Below are 19,540 nucleotides of genomic sequence, written 5' to 3'. Positions count from 1 at the left end.
CTCAGACCATCGACGGGGTGGCGTCGGCGGTCAGCCCGGCGGCCACCCGCAGCTCGTCGGCGCGGTCGGTGCGCTCCCAGGGGAGGTCCACGTCGGTACGGCCGAAGTGGCCGTAGGACGAGGTCGCCTGGTAGATGGGCCGGTGCAGGTCGAGGTAGCTGCGGAACGCGGCGGGACGCAGGTCGAAGCAGTCCGTGACCAGGTCGTCGATCACGGCGGGGTCCACGCGCTCGGTGCCGAAGGTGTCGATGAGCAGGGAGACCGGCCTGGCCACCCCGATCGCGTAGGCGACCTGCACCTCGGCGCGCCGCGCGAGACCGGCGGCGACGACGTTCTTGGCGACGTACCGGGCGGCGTACGCGGCGGAGCGGTCCACCTTGGACGGATCCTTGCCGGAGAACGCGCCCCCGCCGTGGCGGGCGAAGCCGCCGTACGTGTCGATGATGATCTTGCGGCCGGTCAGGCCGGCGTCGCCCACCGGTCCGCCGATGACGAACCGGCCGGTCGGGTTGACCAGGAGGCTTCGGTGGAGCTCGCCGGCCTCGTACAGATCGGCGGGCAGGACGGGCACGACGACGTGGTGCCACATGTCCTCGCGGATCCGGTCGGCCGTGGCGTCCTCGGCGTGCTGGGTGGAGATGAGGACCCGGTCGATCCCGACGGGGACGCCGTCGCGGTAGCGGATCGTCACCTGCGTCTTGCCGTCCGGCCGGAGGTAGCCGACCGCCCGCGTGGTGCGGGTGTGCGCCAGCCGGCGGGCCAGGCGGTGGGCGAGCGTGATCGGCATCGGCATGAGCTCGGGCGTGTCGTCGCAGGCGTAGCCGAACATCATCCCCTGGTCGCCGGCGCCCACCCGGTCGAACGCGTCGTCGGACAGGCCTTCGCGGTGCTCGTGGGCCCGGTCGACGCCCTGGGCGATGTCCGGGGACTGCCGGTCCAGCGCGACCAGCACGGCGCAGTGATTGCCGTCGAACCCGTAGGCGCCGTCGTCGTAGCCGATGCGGTTGACCGTGTCGCGGACGATGCGCGCGTAGTCGAGCTGCCTCGGTGTGGTGATCTCACCGGCGAGTACGACCATGCCGGTGGTGACCAGGGTCTCGCAGGCCACCCGCGACAGCGGGTCGGCGGCCAGCGCGGCGTCCAGCACCGCGTCGGAGATCGCGTCGGCGACCTTGTCCGGGTGACCCTCGGTCACCGACTCTGAGGTGAACAGGAAGTCCTTCATGGCGTGGCTCCTTCGGAGTGGGTGATCGGTGGCAGCTCGTCCCGGACGATCCGCGCCCCGCGGGCCATCGCGGCCAGCTTCGCCCGGGCGATCGCGCCGGTCACGTTGCGCAGCCCGCAGTCGGGGTTGATCATCAAGCGGTCGGCCGGGATGTGCCGCAGGGCGCGGCGGATGCGGGTCGCGATGAGGTCGGGCGACTCCACGTGGTCGGTCTTCACGTCCACGACGCCCAGCCCCAGGTCGCCTGGCCAGCCGAATTTCTCGATGATGGCGAGGTCGTCGTCGCCCTTGCGGGCGAACTCGAGGACCAGCTGGTCGATGTCGGCGCGCAGGACCTCAGGGAAGAGGAAGTCGTAGTGCCCTTCCCAGGACGGGCGGGCGTACCGGTTGCCGTAGCAGACGTGCAGCGCCCAGGTGACGTCCACCCCGGCGGTGACCACGTTGATCGCGTCCACCGCCAGCCCGGCCTGGCCGGTGTGGCCGGCGAGGAACGGCTCGTCGATCTGGAGCAGCTCCGCGCCCAGCTCCGCCAGCGCGCGCGCTTCGGCGTTGAGCACGGCGGCCATCGCCATGACGAGGTCCCGCCGACTGGCTGGGCCGAGGTCGTGCGCCCGGCACGAGAGCGAGAACGGGCCGGTGAACGAGAACTTGATCGGCGCCGCGGTCTGGGCCGAGGTGAACGCGTAGTCCGCGGCGAGGCCCAGCGGCGACGGCCCGGCCGGCTCGGGAAGCGCGGCGACCTTCGCCTCGTAGTAGTCGAAGTAGAAGTCCTTGGCCGTCTCCGGGATCTCGATGCCGGGCATCCGGGCCAGCGTGTAGTCGATGTCGTTGTCCCGGCGCAGCTCGCCGTCGGAGACGATGTCGATCCCGGCGAGCTCCTGGTCGCGCAGGGCGGCCTTGATGGCCATGTCGTGCACGTCCTGCAGCTGGCTGTAGCTCATCCGGCCCCGGAAGTAGTCGGTCTTGAGCCGCTCCAGCCAGTCCGGCACGGGGTAGCTGCCCACTACCGTCGTCGGCAGCACCGGCACGCGGGCGCGGACCGTTCCTCTCGCCATGGGTTCAGTCCCTCGCCTGCGCGGTCATCGTGATGATGTTGCCCGCCGACCGGTGCCGGAAGGGCTCGTAGTGCACGTCGAAGCCCTTGCGCCGCCCGACGTGCGCGAGCAGGGGGCCGTTGACCCAGTTCACGACCGACCCGTCGTACTTGCCTGGGCCGCGGAACTGGCTGCGGTAGCCCTCGACGCCGGTGACGAAGAGGTCGTGGCAGATGAGCCGGCCGTACGGGTGGAGCAGCATGAGGCTGTCGGCGAAGCTGGCCACCGCGCCGTTGCTGACGTGCATGCGGACGTCCGCCCCCGACTCGAGCAACGGCCGGAGCGCCTCCCCGTTGAACTGTCCTGTGACGGCGTACTGGTCGAGACCGGCCAGCGGCGCGTACCGCTCCTCCAGGCGCAGCATCGACCAGGCCTGCCGCCAGAACGCGACCGCGGTGTCCACGTCGGGGAAGTGCGCCGGGGCGGCGTCGGTCAGCAGCTGCGGGCCGAGCCGGAGCAGCTTGTGCACCAGGGCCGGGACCTGGTCCGGCGTGGCGGAGACCGAGTCCGCCAGCGTGGCCGCCGCGGCCGCGGGCAGGTAGGCGCGGGTCTCGACGCCGTACGTGCGGCCGCCGATCTGGGCCACCTCGTCCGTCGGCAGGTTGTCGTACACGTTGGACACGTAGACGAGGAACACCTTGTACTTGAGGAAGCCCAGCGAGGTCAGCGGGCGCGTCGCGTCGAGCGTGACGGAGCTGACGCGGCCGGCGTGGTCGGCGACGGTCTCCCCGGCCAGGTCGAGGACGTGCTGGGAGTAGTCGCACATGAGGTAGTGCAGGCGCCGGTAGTAGTCGCCGCCGCGGGCCTGGTCGGCGCGGCGGAACTCGTCGAGGAAGACCTTGGCCTGGTGCCCGTTGCCGACGCCGAGCTCGACGACGACCAGCTCCTCCGGCAGCGCCGCCGAGCTCGCCAGCGAGTCCCAGACGTCGAAGAGGTCGTTTATCACGCCGCGGGCGGAGTCCAGGTTGCGCGCGTCGCTCTCGCCGCCCGGCAGCGCCTGCTCGTAGCCGCGTCCCGACGCCTTCTCCCACAGTTCCAGCGCGGTCCAGTAGAGGGCGTTGAAGGCCCAGACGCAGCCGGCCGAGCCGAGCCCCCAGTCCTCCAGGTAGGCTCGCTCGCCGGACCCGCCCCGCAGGCAGGCGGCGGCCAGGCCGCCCAGCGCGACCTCGCCGCCGCGCCGCACGTCGACGGCGACCTCCAGGTCCTCCTGGCGGATCCCCGCCGGCGTCGGCACGGTTCCCCGGCCCGGGGCGGACAGGATGGGCCTCGCGTCGACGACGTCGCGGAAGTTCTCCCGGTACTGCACCCAGTCGCACACCACCCGCACCCGGGCGAGATCCCACCCGGAGTCGACCAGCGCCGCGACGACCGGGGCCACCGAGGCCACCAGGTCGACCGGCTTGTCGGCCCGCAACCTCGCGTGCGGCCGGAAATCAATCAACATCACTGTCGCCCTTCCTGGAGAGCCGCGACCGCCGGGCGGATGCCGGCCCGGCGCACGATGTCGGGAACCTCGTCGTCGTGGCCGAAGACCATCAGGTGCACGCCGCGCACGCCGGGAATCTCGACCAGGGCCTGGATCGTCTCCACGCAGGCGTTGAGGCCCTCCTCCGCCACCCGGTGTTCCGGCACCCCGCGCAGGCGGCGCTCCAGCTCCGCCGGCACGTGCACGCCGGGCACCGAGCCGGTCAGGAACGCCAGCATGCGCAGTGACCGGATGGGTCCGACGCCCGCGATCACCGCGCACCGCTCGGTGACGCCCTCCTCGCGCAGCCGGGCGACCCAGCGGGCGAAGGCGGCCACGTCGAAGACGTACTGCGTCTGCACGAACTCGGCGCCCGCGGCGACCTTCTTGGCGAGCCGCCGGGCGCGCAGCGCCGCCGGCGGGGCGAACGGGTTCTCGACCGTGCCGATCAGCCACGAGGGCCGGGTCGCGAGCGGCTTGCCGGACAGCAGCGTGCCGTCGTCGCGCAGCGTGCGCGCGGTCCAGACGAGCTGGACGCCGTCGAGGTCGAAGACGGGCTTGGCGTCCGGGTGGTCGCCGAGCGCAGGGTGGTCGCCGGTGAGCAGCAGCACGTTGGGGATGCCGAGGGCCGCGGCCCCGATCAGGTCCGACTGCAGCGCGATGCGGTTGCGGTCCCGGCAGGTCAGCTGCATGACCGGGTCGACGCCGGCGCGCTGGACGAGGACGCTGCCGGCCAGGCTCGACATGCGCACGCTGGCGCCCTGGTTGTCGGTCACGTTCGCGGCGTCCACCCAGCCGCGCAGCGCGGCGGCCTTGCGGGCGATCGCGTCCGGATCGGCGTCGCGCGGCGGCCCGATCTCGGCCGTCACCACGACCCGGTCCGACGCGAGCGCGGCCCGCAGCCCGCCGCTCATCGGCCCGCCCGCGCGGAGCCGGCCGCGATGGCCGGGCGCGGGTCGGCGCCGGTGAACGCGACCGCGATGCCCTCGTCGCGGCCCTGCCAGTAGTTCACCCACGAGCTCCGCGACCACTGCCGGTTGTCGACCGGCCGCTGGAGGAGGTCGAGGTCCGCGCCGCGGCCCGCGCTCTCCGCCCGGTCCCAGGCCGTGACCCACACGCACCGCAGCGTGCGGTCGACCTCGCAGGCGCCGTCCGGCGAGACGCCGCCGCACGGCCCGTTGCGCAGCTGCTTGGGGCAGGTCATCGGGCAGGCGTAGCCGGTCGCCGGCAGCGCGCACTGGCCGCACATCCGGCAGCCGAACAGCCGCTCCTTGGTGACCCGCTCGCCGGTGGTGAACCAGCGGTAGAGCCTCGGGTGGCGCTCGAGGAACGCGGCCAGCCACTGATAGACCGGGCTCCTGGCGAGGACCGCGTGCAGCGCGTATGCCAGGGACGCCGGGATCCGCGGGCGGAAAGGTCGCGGCGTCCCCGGATCTCGAGCCTGTTCCACGACCATTCGCACTCCTCACGCCGGTATGCGCACAAAGGTCGCAGGCCCGCAGTGAGCGCGTCTTCGGGTGGCGCCGCAACATTCCGGCCATCGTCTTTGTGTCCCGCCACAAGACCGCTCCGAGCCTTCGCCGCTCACCAAGCAGGACAAGCTCAAGGCGCGTGCTGAATGCCGCACAAATGGCGTATGCACGCCAAAACCATAGGAAAGTTGCGCGTGCGGATCATGCTGGTGAGCGTGACCACGCTGCCTCGGGATCCTTCCCCGTCCCTGTCGCCCCTCGTGCGGCGCGTCGTCGAAGTGGACATGCTTCGCGGGTTCGCGCTTTTCGGCATCCTCGTCGTCAACATCTCCTACATGGCCTCGCCGTACGGCACGTTCGGCCTGCCCGACCCCGACTTCACCGGAGCGGTGGACGACGTCGCCCGGCTGGTCGGCGAGGCGTTCTTCGTCGACAAGTTCTACCTGCTGTTCGCCTTCCTGTTCGGTTACTCCTTCACCTTCCAGGCGGAGCGGGCGGGCGCGTCGGTGGTGCGGCGGTCACTGCGCCGGTACGGGGCGCTGTTCCTGCTGGGCGCCTTCCACGCGGTGGTGCTGTGGCGCGGGGACATCCTGACCGTGTACGCCGTGCTGGGCCTGGTGCTGCTGGCGGCGCGCCGGGCCAGGCCGCGCACCGCGGTGAAGGCGGCCGTCATCCTGCTGGCCGTGCTCGTGGCGTTCTACGCGCTGCTGGCGGGGTTCAGCTTCTGGGCGGAGTCGGTGGGCCGGAACACCTCGATCAACGTGTTCGACGACCCGAGCCAGATGATCGCGGCCTACCGGGGCGGGCCGCTGGATGTGATCGGCGAGAATCTGGCCCTGCTGCCGGGGATGCTCGGCGGGATCTGGTTCATGCAGGCCGGCAGCGCGATGGCCATGTTCCTGCTCGGCTTCGCCGCCGGTCAGGTGCGGCTGCTGGAGGACGTGCCCCGGCGCTGGATCGTCCGGGCGCAGTGGCTGGGGTTCACCGCCGGGCTGGCCGGCTCCCTCGCGGTCGGCCTCACCCACCTGGTGGACCACAGCGGCAGCGGCGCCCTGATGGCGCTCGACCTGGCGGTGACGACCGCCACCGCGCCCCTGCTGGCCGCCGCCTACGCGGCCACCCTGCTGCGGATCAGCAACGCCCGCCCGGCGATCGGCCGGGCCCTGGCTCCGGCCGGCCGCCTGTCGGCCAGCAACTACCTCGGCCAGTCGGCGCTGATGGCCCTGCTGTTCACCGGCTACGGCCTGGCCCTGTTCGCGAAGGTCTCCCCGCCGCTGCTGCTCGGCATCGCCGCCGCCGTGTTCGCCGGCCAGCTACTCCTCAGCGCCTGGTGGACGCGGAGCCACCGGTACGGCCCTGCCGAATGGTGGCTCCGCACTCTCACCCACGGTCGTTAGAGGAACTGCCGCGCCACGGCCAGCGCCACCAGCAGCACGGCCGTGGCCGCGGTGACCGCGAGCCGGGCCCGGCCGAAGCCGAGCGCGAGGACCGTGCCCACCAGCAGGCCGCCCGCGTGCGCGGCGATGGACATCCCCGGGACCGCGAACGTGGCCACCAGCCCGACGCCGAGCAGGACCAGCGGCAGGGTCGTGTTCGCCCGGGCCCGCAGGCTCACCACCAGCAGCGCCGCGATCAGGCCGAACACCGCGCCGGACGCGCCCGCGGTGAGCACCTCGGGGTCGAAGTAGTAGACGGCCACCGCCGCGCCGAGCCCCGACAGCAGGTAGACGGTCAGCACGGTCCCCGATCCGGCCAGGGGTTCCAGGCGGCGCGCGGCCAGCCAGAGCAGCAGCAGGTTGGCCAGCAGGTGCAGCACGCCGTAGTGCAGGAACATGCTGGTGAGCAGCCGCCAGTACGCGCCGTCCTCGATGGCGGGGCTGTTCAGCTCGCCCCACTCGTGCAGCGGGCTGACGCCGTCGTAGAACACGGCGGCGAGGTCGAACCCGTCCCTGACGACGATCATGACGCTGGCGATCACCGCGACGCCGACGTTGACGGCGATCAGGGCGGTGAGCGCGTGACGCCGCCCGGCTTGGGCCTCTGGCGGGGCGGGGGAGGTGACGGCTCGGATCTGGTCGTTGCTCATGGCGGTCTCCTTCGCGGGGGGTCACATCGCCAGGCGGACGCCGGCGTCTCGCCGGGCGGCCACCTCCTCCACGGCCTGGCCGAGGGCGATGTCGAGGATGGACATCCCGAACGGGTTGCTGAGCACCACGTCGTGCTCGCTCCGGCGGCCGGGGTGGGCGCCGGTGAGGATCGCGGCGAGCGTGGTGTCCACCCGTCGCGCCGAGGGTCCTGGCGTGACCCCCGGGTGGCTTCCGCCGTCGGGGCCGAGCAGCAGCCCGTCGCGGTGGAGCCGCCCGAGCAGCCGCCGGTGGTCGTGCCTGACCAGGTCCCAGTCGTCGACCACGACGAGCCCGGCTCGCCGTACGACGTCGGGGAGCACGTCGTCGAGGGACACGTGCGCGACGAGCGCCCCGGGCGCGAGCCACTCGAACGGCAGGTAGCCCTCGGTCACCGTGGTGACCGTGACCACCAGGTCGCGGCCGCGTACGCACGACTCCGCATCCGCCGCCACCCGCACCTCGGCCCGGTCGCCCACCGCCTCCGCCAGGGCCCGCGCGCGGAGCGGGTCGCGGTCGTAGAGGCAGACCTCGGTGATCCCGGCGGGCAGCAGGGCCAGGTGCGCCTTGGCGAGCGTGCCGCAGCCGATGACCGCCGCGCCGCGCATGCCCGGGCGGCCGAGCAGCCGCGCGGTGAGGGCGGTGACGGCGGCGGTGCGGGTGGCGCTCAGGTAGGCCGACTCCATGATGGTCCGGGGCCAGGCGATCTCCGGGTCGAACATCATCAGCAGGCCCTGCGAGCGGGCCAGGCCCCGGTCGGGGTTGCCCAGGTTCCCGTTGATCGTCTTCAGCCCGAGCGCGAGACCACCGGACAGCCGCAGCCCGCCGGGCATGGCCAGCGACCGGGCGGCCGTGCCAGCCGAGGTCTCCCAGCCCAGGTAGGCCTCCTCGGGCAGCATCGTCTGCCCCCGGCCATGCCGGACCAGCGCGTCCTCCACCACCGCCAGGACGTCGATCTCCGCGCAGCACTCGATCACGGCCGCCCTCGGCAGGTAGCGCAGCTCGCTCGCCGGATACTCGGTGAAGTTCACGGGCGCGGATCCTCCAGGTGGAAGCGGACGCCGTCGCCGCGCAGCCGCGCCGCGGCCTCGGCGACGGCGGCGGTCAGCCGGTGGCGGGCCAGCCAGCCGTCGTCGTAGACGGTGTCGGCGTAGGTCAGGCCGGTGTCGGCGCACAGGCAGAGCGGGCGGCGCGGCGCGCCGGGGGCGGTCAGGTCGCGCAGGCAGGCGGCGACCACGCTGCCGCTGGAACCGCCCAGCGCCACGCCGGTGTCGGCGCGGAACAGGCGGCAGACGGCGACGGCCTCCGGATCGGGGACGCGGTAAGCCCGGTCGTACGTGCCTGGGGGCAGGAATGCCGAGCGGCGGCTCGCGCCCAGGCCGTTGATCAGGCGCGGCCCGGTGGCGGGGCCGGTGGCGAGCGAGCCCTCGGCGTCCACCGCGACCACCCTGACGCCCCGGTCCAGCGCGTGCAGGTGGGCGGCGACCCCGGACAGGGTGCCGCCGGTGGAGACGGCGATGTAGACGGCGTCCAAACCGGGCCCGCCCTGGGCGGCGATCTCGGGGCCGGTGGTGCGTTCGTGGATGCGCGGGTTGGCGGGGTTGCCGTACTGGTCGGTCCAGCGGTAGTGCGGGTTGTCGGCGAGCAGCCGGTCCACGGCGCGGAGCCGGGTCAGCAGGTAGCCGCCGTATCCGTCGGGTTCGTGCACCTCATGGAGTTCGGCGCCGGTCGCGATCAGCCGCTGCCGAGTGGCCCGGGGGGTGCCGGGGTCCAGGACGGCGATGAACCGGCAGCCGAGGGCCGCCAGCAGCCGGGCCAGGCCGAGACCGAGGTTGCCGGAGGTGGACTCGACCACCACCGTGCCCGGGGTCAGCGGCCGTTCCCGGTCCAGCGCCATCAGCAGGCCCGCGGCGGTCCTGTCCTTGATCGAGCCGGTGGGGTTGCCGCTCTCCAGCTTCAGCAGCACGCCGTGCGCGCGCCCGCGCAAAGAGATGTCGAGGCGCACCACAGGGGTGCCGGTGATGGCCGAGTGGAGTACCTCCAGCGGGGACAGCATCAGCGGTACCTCACGGCTGCTTGACGATTCCCCTGCAGGATCGAGTCCGCGCCGGTTATCGGGAAGGGCGTTGGCGAGTTGTCGCCAGCTGAACAGGTGATGTTACGAACTGCCAGGTTGGCGAGTAATGCCCTGGAATACCCGATGAACATGTGGACTGTGGGGCTTCACAGACGTAGACAATTTGTGAAGATCAGGGCGTGCGGCAACTTGAGTTCCACACACTTGGACCGTTGGAGATCTCCGTTGACGGCAGGGCGTGCTCGCCTGGCGGCAACACCCAGCGGGGTCTGCTCGCGATCCTGCTGCTCAACGCCAACCAGGTCGTCCCGGTCAGGGAGATCATCGACGAGCTCTGGGACGAGCCTCCAGAAACCGCGCTCGGCCAGATCCAGACGCGGGTGTGGCGGCTGCGCGTGCTGCTCAACGGCTCCGGCGGCAAGACCGACGGCTCGCCGCTGGTCACCCGCCCCGGCGGCTACATGCTCAGGGCCGACCAGGAGGCGCTCGACTTCGCCCGGTTCGGGGCGGGGGTCGACAGTGCCCGCGCCATGCTCGCCTCCGGGCGGGTGGAGGCGGCCGTCCGGGTGCTGGAGGACGCGCTGACCCTGTGGCGCGGTCCCGCTTTCAGCGACGTGGACCTGGCCACTGTGCGGACCGCCGCGGCCACCTTGGAGGAGCTGCGGCTGGCCGCGATCGAGGAGCAGGTGGACGCGGGCCTGACCCTGGGGCGGCACCGGAGGCTCGTTCCCGAGCTCCAGGTGCTGGTCGAGCGGCACCCGCTGAACGAGCGGCTGCGCGGCCAGCTCATGCTCGCCCTGTACCGCTCGCAGCGCCAGGCCGAGGCGCTGGAGATCTACCGGGACGGCCACCGGCGGCTGATCGAGCTCGGCGTCGAGCCCCGCGCCCAGCTGCAGGACCTGCACCAGGCCATCCTCACCTGCGCCCCGCAGCTCGACCCGCCACGGTCCGCCCCTGCCGTGCCCGCCTCCACCCGGCCGACCCCGTCCCCGCAGGGGCGGCGCGAGCTGCCGCCCGACCTCGCCGACTTCACCGGCAGGGCCGGCACGATCGACGCGCTCACCCGGTTCCTGTCCGGCTCGGCGGCCCACGCCGGGCTCGCGGTCGCCGCCATCACGGGCCGCGCGGGGACGGGCAAGACGGCGCTGGCCGTGCACGTGGCCCACCTGCTGGCCGACGCGTTCACCGACGGCCAGTTCTTCGTGGACCTGCGCGGCCTGGACCGCCAGCCGGTCGCACCGGCCACCGTGCTGGCCCGGCTGTTACACCGGCTCGGCGTCGAGGACGGCGACGTCCCCGCCGACGAGGCGGAGCGGTGCGCCCTCTACCGCGCCAGGATGGCCGGCCGCCGCGTCCTGCTCGTGCTCGACGACATCCGCGGCGAGGCCCAGATCCGCCCGCTGCTGCCCGCCGGGTACGGCTCCGCCGTGATCGTCACCAGCCGCCGCCGGGTCTGCGGGGTGCCCAACGCCCGCGCCTTCGATCTCGACGTGCTCACCGAGAGCGAGGCGGTGGACCTGCTGAGCCGCGCCGCGGGCCCGGAACGCGCCGCGGCCCGCGCCGACGCCCGCCGGATCGCCGACCTGTGCGGGCGGCTGCCGCTGGCGCTGCGGGTGGCCGGAGCCCGGCTGAGCGGCCGCCCGCACTGGCGGCTGAGCCGCCTGGCCGACCTGCTGGAGCACGAGCGCGGACGCCTGGACGCGCTGTCGGCCGGGGGCCTGAAGGTCCGCGCCAGCCTGGCGCTGAGCTACGAGAGCCTGGACGCTCCGGCCGCCCGCCTGTTCCGCCTGCTCGGCACGCTGACGGCGCCCACCTTCGCGGGCTGGGTCGCCGGACCCCTCCTCGGCGAGACCGGTACGCACCCGGAGGAGCTGATGGAGACCCTGGCCGAGGCCCGCCTGATCGACGTCGCCGGCGTCGAGGACTGCGGCACCGTCCGCTACCGCATGCACGTGCTGTTCCGCCTGTACGCCCGGGAGCGCGCCGAGGCGGAGGAATCCCCCGGCGAGCTGGACGCCGCGCTGCGCCGGTTGGCGGGAAGAGCTGTGAGAGAGGGTGAAGAGTGGGCGTAGAGGACAACCCAGGCGCCAAAGCATAGCGTGGCTCATGTTCGATCCGGTCAGATCCTCGGGGACCTGCGGAGAGGAACCGTGGTCATGGATGATGTCGTCTCCCGGCCCGAGGCTACGCGCCGTACCCTTCCAGATCACCTGCACGCCGTGCTGCTCCAGCTGCTGAGCGGCGCCACCGACCAGACGGCGAGCAACCGCCTGGGCATCTCGCCCCGCACCTACAGCCGGCGCGTGTCGGAACTGCTGGAGCACCTGGGCGTGGAGAGCCGCTTCCAGGCGGGCGCTGAGGTGGCGCGGCGCGGCTGGCTCAGGTCCGGCTGAGGAAGTCCACCAGGATCCGGTTGACGACCTGCGGGCGCTCCATGAAGCCGAAGTGCCCGCAGCCGGGAACCTCGGCGTACTTGGCGCCGGGGATGGCGTCGGCCACCTCCTTGCCCAGGGCGGGGGGCATCACCAGGTCGTCGGAGAAGGCCACCACCAGCACCGGCCGCCGCACCCCGCCGAGCGCCTCCCGCCGGTCGCCGGCGAGCGTCGCCTCGTACTGCAGGGCCGGGCCCTCACCCGTGGTGGGGAAGGCGGTCAGCACGTCGAGCCAGTCGGCGGCGGCCCGGTCGTCGGCGAGCGTGCGGGGCGAGAAGAGCTGGCACATCATCGCGACGGCCGCGTGCTCCGCGGACCCGGTCTCGGGCCGCCTGACCCGGTCGGCGCTGGCCCTGGTCATCGCGGCGCGGAAGTGGTCGGCGCGGGCGCGGGTGCCCAGCAGCACGGCCGAGGCGACCAGCTCGGGGTGGGCGAGCGCGAGCTCCTGCCCGATCATCGCCCCGAGCGAGGCCCCCACCACCCGGACGGGACCGCCTGCCACGGCGCGGATCAGGCCCGCCGCGTCGGCGACCAGCTCGGCCAGCGGGTACGGCCCCGGCGGGCAGGCCGACGGCGCGGTGCCCCGGCTGTCGAAGGTGATCACCCGGTGCCCGGCCGCGAGCAGGGCGGGCACCTGGTGCAGGTCCCAGATCCCGGCCTTGGACGCCGCGGGGGAGACCAGCAGCACCGGAGGCCCCGACCCCGTGTCGGTGTAGCTGAGCTCGACCCCGTTACTCCTGATCGTCGGCATCCACGCTCCCGGTCCTGCTCCACAGCCCGGTGGAGTACCGGGTCAGCGCGATCACGAACAGTATGGCGATCACGGCGGCGGCCACCAGGACCGGTGTGCGCAACCCGATCTCCCGGCCGCCGAAGAACTGGCCGAGCGTCACCAGCAGCCCGCCGATGGCCGAGCCGAGCGGCAGCGGGCCCCACGAGATCAGCCGGTAGATGCTGTTGACCCGGCCGAGCAGGCCCTCGGGCACGATCCGCTGCCGGTAGCTGATCGTGATGATGTTCCAGGACAGGCCGAGGCCGGCGCTGGCGGACAGGGCCAGGGCGACCACGATGCCGCTGCTGGTCAGGCCGACGATGACCAGGGCCGCGGCGCTGCCGGCCAGGGATGCCAGCAGCACCCGGCGGGGGCCGATCCGGCGCTCCAGCCACGGGGTGCCCTGGGCGCCGATCATGCCGCCGATGGCGCCGACCATGAACAGCAGGCCGTACTGCACGGCGGTGAGGCCCAGGATCTCCTGGGCGAACAGCACCTGGGTGGCGATGGCGACCGCGCCCGCCATGTTGAGCACGCCCAGCAGGAGTCCCAGGTCGCGCAGCGGGCGGTGTCCCCAGAAGAACCTCAGCCCGGCGATCAGGTCGGCGCGCATCGACGCGGACACCTCGCTGACCTGCGGTTCCGCCGTCGGCAGCATCATCACCAGCAGGCCGGAGGCGACGAACAGGACGGCGTCCACGGTGAACGGGACCGCCAGCGCGACCCCCACCAGCAGGCCGCCGACCCAGGGGCCGACGAAGACCCCGGCGACGGTGTCGGCGATGGTCAGCCGGGCGTTGGCCACCTGCAGCCGCTCCCGGACGACCAGCCGCGGCAGGATCGTCTGGGCGGCGTTCTCGTTGGCCACGGTGAGCGTGCCCAGGGTGAAGGCGACGACGTACAGGATGGCCAGGGCCATCAGGTCCAGGTAGAGCGCGAGCGCGATGCCGCCGACCAGGGCGGCGCGGCCCCAGTGGGTCGCGGCCAGCACCCGGCGGTGGTCGGCGCGGTCCACGATCGCGCCGATCGGCAGGCTGAGCAGCAGCCACGGCAGCTCGGCGGCCACCCCGATCAGCGCGATCAGCAGCGGTTCCCTGGTCAGCGAGGTGGCCAGCCAGGGGAAGCCGACCGCGCTGATGCCGGTGCCGAGGTTGGCGATGAGGAATGCCGCCCAGAGCATCCAGAAGCGCCGCCCCAGCCCGCGGCTGGGTGGCAGGGGCAGGGTCTGGCTCGGTCGCGACACCACGCGGCGACGCTCCTTCCTCCGGCGGCACCGGCGACACGCCCAGTGATGCGGTCAGCGGACCAAGCGGGGGGAAGGCCCGTCAACTCCGCTGGCGACTTGTCGCCAACCAGCTGTTTCGTCCTTGCCGGGCCGCGTGTTGTCTCGCAGCCTTGAGCTTGCCGAGGACCGGTGATCACTTCAGGAGCGCAGATGACGGCGGAGAGCGCGGCCAGCGGGCAAGTGGCGATCATCGGCATGGCCGGTCGATTTCCCGGGGCGCACGACATCGGGGAGTTCTGGCAGAACCTGGTGAACGGGGTCGAGTCGATCACGTTCTTCACCGACGAGGAGCTGCGCGCCGCCGGCACGCCGGAGGACCTGCTCGCCTTCCCCAACTACGTCCGCGCCGCGCCGATCGCGCCCGACACGGAGTTCTTCGAGCCCGCCTACTTCGGCATGTCGACGCGCGAGGCGGAGATCCTCGACCCGCAGCACCGGGCCTTCCTCGAGGTGTCCGACACCGCGCTCCAGCACGCCGGGTACGACCCGGCCCGCTACCCGGCCAGGATCGGGGTCTTCGGCGGCGTCGGCATCAACAGGTACCGCGAGCTGAACGTGATCCGCAACAGCGACGCGATCCGGCTGATGGGCCACTTCGCCATCGACCTGTCCAACACCAGCGACTACGTGGCCACCCAGACGGCCTACCGGCTGAACCTGCGCGGGCCCGCCACGACCACGCTGTCGGCCTGCTCGACCTCGCTGGTCGCGGTGCACACCGCGTGCCGGGCGCTGCGCACCGGCGAGTGCGAGATCGCCCTCGCCGGCGGCGTGGACGAGCCGCTGCCGCGCGTGTCCGGCTACTTCTACGAGGACGGCGGGATCTTCTCCGCCGACGGCCACGCCCGCGTCTTCGACGCCAGGGCCAAGGGCACGATCTTCGGCAGCGGGGCGGGCGTGGTCGTGCTCAAGCGGCTGGAGGACGCCCTCGCTGACCGCGACACCATCCACGCCGTCATCCGCGGCTCGGCCATCAACAACGACGGCTCGGCCAAGGGCGCGTTCGCCGCGCCGAGCGTGCCGGGGCAGGCGGCCGTCATCCTGGCCGCGCTGGCGAGCGCGGGCGTGAGCGCGGCCGACATCGGCTACGTGGAGGCGCACGGCACCGGCACCCTGGTCGGCGACCCGATCGAGGTGGCCGCGCTGACCCAGGCGTTCCGGACCCACACCGACCGGGTGGGGGACGTGCCGATCGCGTCGGTCAAGTCCAACGTCGGCCACCTGGGCGCGGCGGCCGGCATCACCGGGCTGATCAAGACCGTGCTGTGCCTGTCCCATCGGGCGCTGCCGGCCAGCCTCAACTTCGAGGAGCCCAACCCGGGCATCGACTTCGCCTCCTCCCCGTTCCACGTCAACACCCAGCTCACGCCGTGGAAGGTCAACGGGCATCCGCTGCTGGCCGGGGTCAGCTCCTTCGGCGTCGGCGGCACCAACGCGCACATGATCGTCGAGGAGGCGCCCGTTCGGGAGGCCGGGCCCAGCGGCAGGCCGTACCAGCTGATTCCGCTCGCGGCTCGCACGCCGACGGCGCTGGAGAGTCTGGGCGCGCTGGTGGGCGGGCACCTGGAGGAGCGGCCCGGCGATCTGGCCGACGCCGCCTACACCCTCGCCCTGGGCCGTACGGCTCGGGCCTCGCGCGGGTTCGTGGTCGCGGGCGGCGTCGCCGAGGCGGCCGAGCGGCTGATCGGCGGCGTCCCGGCCGGGCATCCGGCGCTGGCCCCGCCGCGCGGCGGCGAGCGCGAGGTCGTCTTCGTCTTCCCCGGCCAGGGCGCCCAGCACGCGGACATGGGCCGCGACCTGTACGACACCGAGCCGGTCTTCCGCGCCGAGATCGACGCCTGCGCCGAAACGCTGCTCCCGCTCACCGGCTGGGACCTGCGTGAGCGGCTCTACCAGGGCGGCGACCTGAACGAGACGGCCGTCACCCAGCCCGCCGTCTTCGCGGTGGAGTACGGGCTGGCGGCGCTGCTGCGCTCGTGGGGGGTGGAACCGGCCGCGATGGCCGGGCACAGCATCGGCGAGTACGTCGCCGCCTGCCTGGCCGGAGTCCTGGACCGCGACGACGCGCTGGCCCTGGTCGCGGCGCGCGGGGCGCTCATGCAGGGCCTGCCGCGCGGCGACATGCTGGCGGTGCCGCTGGCCGAGGAGCAGCTGGTCCCGATGCTCGGCCCGGGGCTCGACCTGGCCGCCGTCAACGCCCCTGACCTGTGCGTGGTGTCCGGACCCGCCGAGGCCGTGGCGGAGCTGCGGGAGACGCTGGAGGTGCAGGGCGTTTCCGGTCGCCCGCTGCACACCTCGCACGCGTTCCACTCGGCGATGATGGAGCCGATCCTGGCCGAGTTCACCGCCAGGGTGGCCGCGGTGGAGCTGCGCGAGCCCACGCTGCCGTACGTGTCGAACGTGACCGGGACGTGGATCACCGGGGCGCAGGCGACCGACCCGGCGTACTGGAGCGAGCATCTGCGCCGCTGCGTGCGGTTCGGCGACGCGGTGCGGCTGCTGGCCGACGGGCGCCGCCGGGTGCTGGTGGAGGTCGGGCCCGGGCAGACGCTCACCACGCTGGCCCGCCGCCAGCTGGACGCCGGGCAGGCCGGCCTCGCGGTGCCGGCGATGCGGCATCCGCAGCAGCGGCAGTCCGACGTGGTGGCGCTGCTCACCGCGGTCGGGCAGGTGTGGCAGGCCGCGGGGCGGCTCGACTGGGAGGCGTTCTGGCGGGAGGAGGAGCGGTCGCGGATTCCGCTGCCGACCTACCCGTACGAGCGGCAGCGCTGCTGGGCCGAGCCGGACCCGGAGTCGGAGCAGGCCACGGTCGCCGGGCCGCGCGACACCGGACCCTACTATGTGCCGGTCTGGCGCGAGACCTCGGCGCGGCCGCCGGCGACCCCCGACAGCGGCCTGTGGGTGGTGTTCTCGCCCGGGCACGGTCTGGTGGAAGAGCTTGTCCGCCGCCGCAGGGCCGAAGGGCTGCCCGTCGTGGCCGTGGTTCCCGGTTCCGAATTCGCGGAAGGCGACCGGTTCACCGTACGGCCGGGAGAGCCGGCGGACTACGGCGCGGTGTTCGCCCAGACGGGCGGCGAGGAACGGCTCACCATCGTCCACGGCTGGTCGGCCGCCGACACCGCCGAGGGCCCAGACGGCTGGCTCGACCTGGGCTTCTACAGCGTGCTCAACCTGCTGCAGGCGCTCGCCCGCCAGCGCAGCGCCCCCGACGCCGACCTGGTCGTGGTCTCCACCGACATGAACGACGTCTCCGGCGACGACCCCGTGGTCCCGGCCAAGGCCGCGCTGCTCGGCCTGATCAAGCTGGTGCCCAAGGAGCTCACCGGGATCGGCTGCCGCGGCGTCGACTTCAGCGGCACCGGTGACCCGGTCGCGGACGCGGCACGGCTCGCGGCGGAGATCTCGGCCGTCTCCCAGGACGATCAGGTCGCCTACCGGGGCCGCAAGCGCTGGATCTGGGGCTACGACCAGGTGGACCTGGACCGGCCGACCGGGGAGCCGCTGCGCGAGGGCGGCGTCTACCTGATCACCGGCGGCCTGGGCGGCCTGGGCCTGGTGCTCGCCGAGGACCTGGCCGCGCGGGTGAACGCCCGCCTGGTGCTCGTCGGCAGGACCGGCCTGCCCGGCCGCGACCAGTGGGACGCCTACCTGGCCGCGCACGACCCCGCCGACCCGATCGCCCGCAAGATCCACCGCGTCCGCGCGCTCGGCGAGAACGTCCTGGTGATCGCCGCCGACGTCGCCGACGCGGCCGCCATGCGCGCGGTCCGGCAGCGGGCCGAGGAGGCGTTCGGGCCGGTCGAGGGCGTCTTCCACGCGGCCGGGATCTCCGGCGGCGGCATGCTGGAGACCCGCTCTCCCGAGGCCGCCGCGCAGGTGTTCGCCCCCAAGGTCGGCGGCCTGTACGCGCTGGAGGAGGTCTTCGGCGACGAGCTCGACCTGCTCGTCCTGTACTCCTCGATCGCCGTCATCTCCGGCGACTTCGGCCTCGGCGACTACTGCGCGGCCAACGCCGTCATGGACGCCTACGCCCAGTCCCGCACCGGCGGGCGCACCCGGGTGCTGTCCATCAACTGGCCGATCTGGTTCAACGTCGGCATGGCGCACGACACGTACGCCCCCGCCGTCCTCACCGACTTCGAGCGCGGCGACCGCTACGAGCCGGTCGACCATCCGCTGCTGGACAGCCGCCTCCACCAGCTCTACTCCGACGACGTGGTCTTCGTGAAGCGCCTGTCGGAACAGGACTGGGAGGCCTCCGAGCACCGCCTGCAAGGGCTGCCGACGATGCCGGGCACCAGCCTGGTGGAGATCGTCAGGGCCGGGTTCGAGCTGGCCACCGGCGACCCGAGGGCCGAGATCAGGGACCTGGTGTTCATGCGCCCGCTCTCCTTCGAGCAGAGCCGCAACATCCGCGTGCAGTACCGGCCGGACGGCGAGGGCGGCTACCAGGTGTCGATCCTGGACGCCGACGACGGCTCCGGCCAGGAGATCGCCGAATACACCAGGGCCCGGGTCAGGCACGCCCCCGCGGAGCAGGTTCCCACCCACGACCTGGGCACGCTGCGCGCGATCTGCGACCAGGAGGACACCCCCGCGTACGAGCCGAGCATCGGCGGCCTGACCGTCGGCCCGCGCTGGGACAACATCCGCGGCCGGTGGCGGGGCCAGGACGCCGAGCTCGTCCTGGTCGAGCTGCCCGAGGCCTACCTGGGCGATGTCCCCCGGTACGGCCTGCACCCCTCGGTGCTGGACAGCGCCAACGCGCTCGGCCAGAGCATCGCCGCCGACGCCCGATTCCTGCCCTTCGGCTACGACCGGGTGGTGGTCCGGGGCAAGCTCCCGTCCCGCGTCTACAGCCACATCCGGCACCGCGACGACACCACCGGCGACATCACCCGCAGCGACATCACGATCATGGACGAGGCGGGGACCGAGCTGGTCGCCATCGAGGGGTTCACCCTCCTCGCGTACGACACCGAGGGCAACGCCGACGTGCTGCCGCCGGAAGCTCCGAGCGCGCCGGAGGCGGGGCCCTCGGCCGCCGCCGACCTGGAACTTCGGCTGCTGCGCGAGGCCGACCTGGAGTTCGGCATCCACCCGGAGGCCGGCTCCGCCGCGCTCTGGCAGATCCTCGCCAGCGGGGTGGCGCCGCAGCTCATCATGTGCCCCGACGGGCTGGGGGAGCGGCTGCGCCGGGCCGCGGGCGTCACCCGCGAGGCGCTGCGCGCCCAGATGGCGCAGGCGCCGCAGCGGGCCGCGACCGTCACCACCCGCACCCTCACCAACCCCTACGTCGAACCGGAGAACGCCGCGCAGCGGGCGCTGGCCGGGTTCTGGGAGGACTCGCTCGGCGTGGACCGGGTCGGCGTGGACGACGACTTCTTCGACCTCGGCGGCAACTCGCTGATCGCGGTCCAGCTGGTCGCCCGGATCAGGGAGCACTTCAGGACCGAGCTGGCCGTGGCCGTGCTGTTCGAGTGCCGCACCGTGCGCAACCTCGCCGCCGACATCGAGAGCGTGCTCGCCGAGCAGGTCGCGGCCATGTCCGAGGAGGACGCGGCCGCGCTGCTCGCAGCCCTGGAATAGCACATC

The 19,540-nt window shown here is 73.1% G+C and carries 14 protein-coding genes; 4 read left to right on the top strand and 10 right to left on the bottom strand.

What is annotated here, in order from left to right:
• Position 1 precedes the first annotated feature (1 nt).
• The 5 genes from metK to ABGB08_RS10595 are packed head-to-tail and all read right to left on the bottom strand — an operon-like array spanning position 2 to position 5,240.
• Positions 2 to 1,225 carry a methionine adenosyltransferase gene (gene metK, locus ABGB08_RS10615; RefSeq protein ID WP_347588897.1) on the bottom strand — a complete coding sequence of 408 codons (1,224 nt, stop codon included), beginning with the start codon at positions 1,223 to 1,225 and terminating at the stop codon, positions 2 to 4.
• The gene (locus ABGB08_RS10610; RefSeq protein ID WP_347588895.1) at positions 1,222 to 2,280 is read right to left on the bottom strand and encodes a hypothetical protein; all 1,059 of its coding nucleotides are present in this window, start codon (positions 2,278 to 2,280) and stop codon (positions 1,222 to 1,224) included. The genes metK and ABGB08_RS10610 overlap by 4 nt, the downstream gene beginning before the upstream one ends.
• A 4-nt stretch (positions 2,281 to 2,284) precedes the next feature.
• Entirely contained in the window at positions 2,285 to 3,763 is a 1,479-nt protein-coding gene (locus tag ABGB08_RS10605; RefSeq protein ID WP_347588893.1) for a hypothetical protein, read from the bottom strand.
• The gene (locus ABGB08_RS10600) at positions 3,763 to 4,698 is read right to left on the bottom strand and encodes a methylenetetrahydrofolate reductase (protein ID WP_347588891.1); all 936 of its coding nucleotides are present in this window, start codon (positions 4,696 to 4,698) and stop codon (positions 3,763 to 3,765) included. Before ABGB08_RS10600 ends, ABGB08_RS10605 begins: the two co-directional genes overlap by 1 nt.
• On the bottom strand, positions 4,695 to 5,240 hold the full coding sequence (locus ABGB08_RS10595) for a methylenetetrahydrofolate reductase C-terminal domain-containing protein (protein ID WP_347588889.1): 546 nt from the start codon (positions 5,238 to 5,240) through the stop codon (positions 4,695 to 4,697). The genes ABGB08_RS10600 and ABGB08_RS10595 overlap by 4 nt, the downstream gene beginning before the upstream one ends.
• 219 nt (positions 5,241 to 5,459) lie before the next feature.
• On the opposite strand from ABGB08_RS10595, the gene ABGB08_RS10590 reads away from it, so the two are divergent.
• Entirely contained in the window at positions 5,460 to 6,653 is a 1,194-nt protein-coding gene (locus ABGB08_RS10590) for a DUF418 domain-containing protein (RefSeq protein ID WP_347589189.1), read from the top strand.
• On the opposite strand, the gene ABGB08_RS10585 is transcribed toward ABGB08_RS10590, so the two are convergent.
• The 3 genes from ABGB08_RS10585 to ABGB08_RS10575 are packed head-to-tail and all read right to left on the bottom strand — an operon-like array spanning position 6,650 to position 9,435.
• A complete protein-coding gene (locus ABGB08_RS10585; RefSeq protein ID WP_347588887.1) occupies positions 6,650 to 7,342 on the bottom strand; it encodes a rhomboid family intramembrane serine protease in 693 nt (230 codons plus the stop codon). The genes ABGB08_RS10590 and ABGB08_RS10585 overlap by 4 nt on opposite strands.
• A gap of 21 nt (positions 7,343 to 7,363) precedes the next feature.
• Positions 7,364 to 8,410, bottom strand: a complete 1,047-nt coding sequence (locus ABGB08_RS10580; protein WP_347588885.1) for an ornithine cyclodeaminase — start codon at positions 8,408 to 8,410, stop codon at positions 7,364 to 7,366.
• Complete coding sequence (locus ABGB08_RS10575) at positions 8,407 to 9,435, bottom strand: pyridoxal-phosphate dependent enzyme (RefSeq protein WP_347588883.1); 1,029 nt, start codon at positions 9,433 to 9,435, stop codon at positions 8,407 to 8,409. The genes ABGB08_RS10580 and ABGB08_RS10575 overlap by 4 nt, the downstream gene beginning before the upstream one ends.
• Positions 9,436 to 9,668: 233 nt before the next feature.
• Here ABGB08_RS10575 and ABGB08_RS10570 point away from each other — a divergent pair, with 233 nt between their 5' ends.
• Together ABGB08_RS10570 and ABGB08_RS10565 are read left to right on the top strand one after the other, a co-directional pair.
• The gene (locus ABGB08_RS10570; RefSeq protein ID WP_347588881.1) at positions 9,669 to 11,528 is read left to right on the top strand and encodes a BTAD domain-containing putative transcriptional regulator; all 1,860 of its coding nucleotides are present in this window, start codon (positions 9,669 to 9,671) and stop codon (positions 11,526 to 11,528) included.
• 84 nt (positions 11,529 to 11,612) lie between these two features.
• A complete protein-coding gene (locus ABGB08_RS10565; protein WP_155349147.1) occupies positions 11,613 to 11,849 on the top strand; it encodes a hypothetical protein in 237 nt (78 codons plus the stop codon).
• Here ABGB08_RS10565 and ABGB08_RS10560 read toward each other — a convergent pair.
• Positions 11,836 to 12,639, bottom strand: a complete 804-nt coding sequence (locus tag ABGB08_RS10560; RefSeq protein ID WP_347588879.1) for an alpha/beta fold hydrolase — start codon at positions 12,637 to 12,639, stop codon at positions 11,836 to 11,838. The genes ABGB08_RS10565 and ABGB08_RS10560 overlap by 14 nt on opposite strands.
• Positions 12,620 to 13,906 carry an MFS transporter gene (locus ABGB08_RS10555; RefSeq protein ID WP_347588877.1) on the bottom strand — a complete coding sequence of 429 codons (1,287 nt, stop codon included), beginning with the start codon at positions 13,904 to 13,906 and terminating at the stop codon, positions 12,620 to 12,622. Before ABGB08_RS10555 ends, ABGB08_RS10560 begins: the two co-directional genes overlap by 20 nt.
• A 189-nt stretch (positions 13,907 to 14,095) precedes the next feature.
• On the opposite strand from ABGB08_RS10555, the gene ABGB08_RS10550 reads away from it, so the two are divergent.
• Complete coding sequence (locus ABGB08_RS10550) at positions 14,096 to 19,534, top strand: SDR family NAD(P)-dependent oxidoreductase (protein WP_347588875.1); 5,439 nt, start codon at positions 14,096 to 14,098, stop codon at positions 19,532 to 19,534.
• Positions 19,535 to 19,540 lie beyond the last annotated feature (6 nt).

Source organism: Acrocarpospora sp. B8E8, from assembly GCF_039871605.1.
GTDB classification, from domain to species: Bacteria; Actinomycetota; Actinomycetes; order Streptosporangiales; family Streptosporangiaceae; genus Acrocarpospora; species Acrocarpospora macrocephala.
This window is presented reverse-complemented; position numbering and strand designations above follow the sequence as displayed.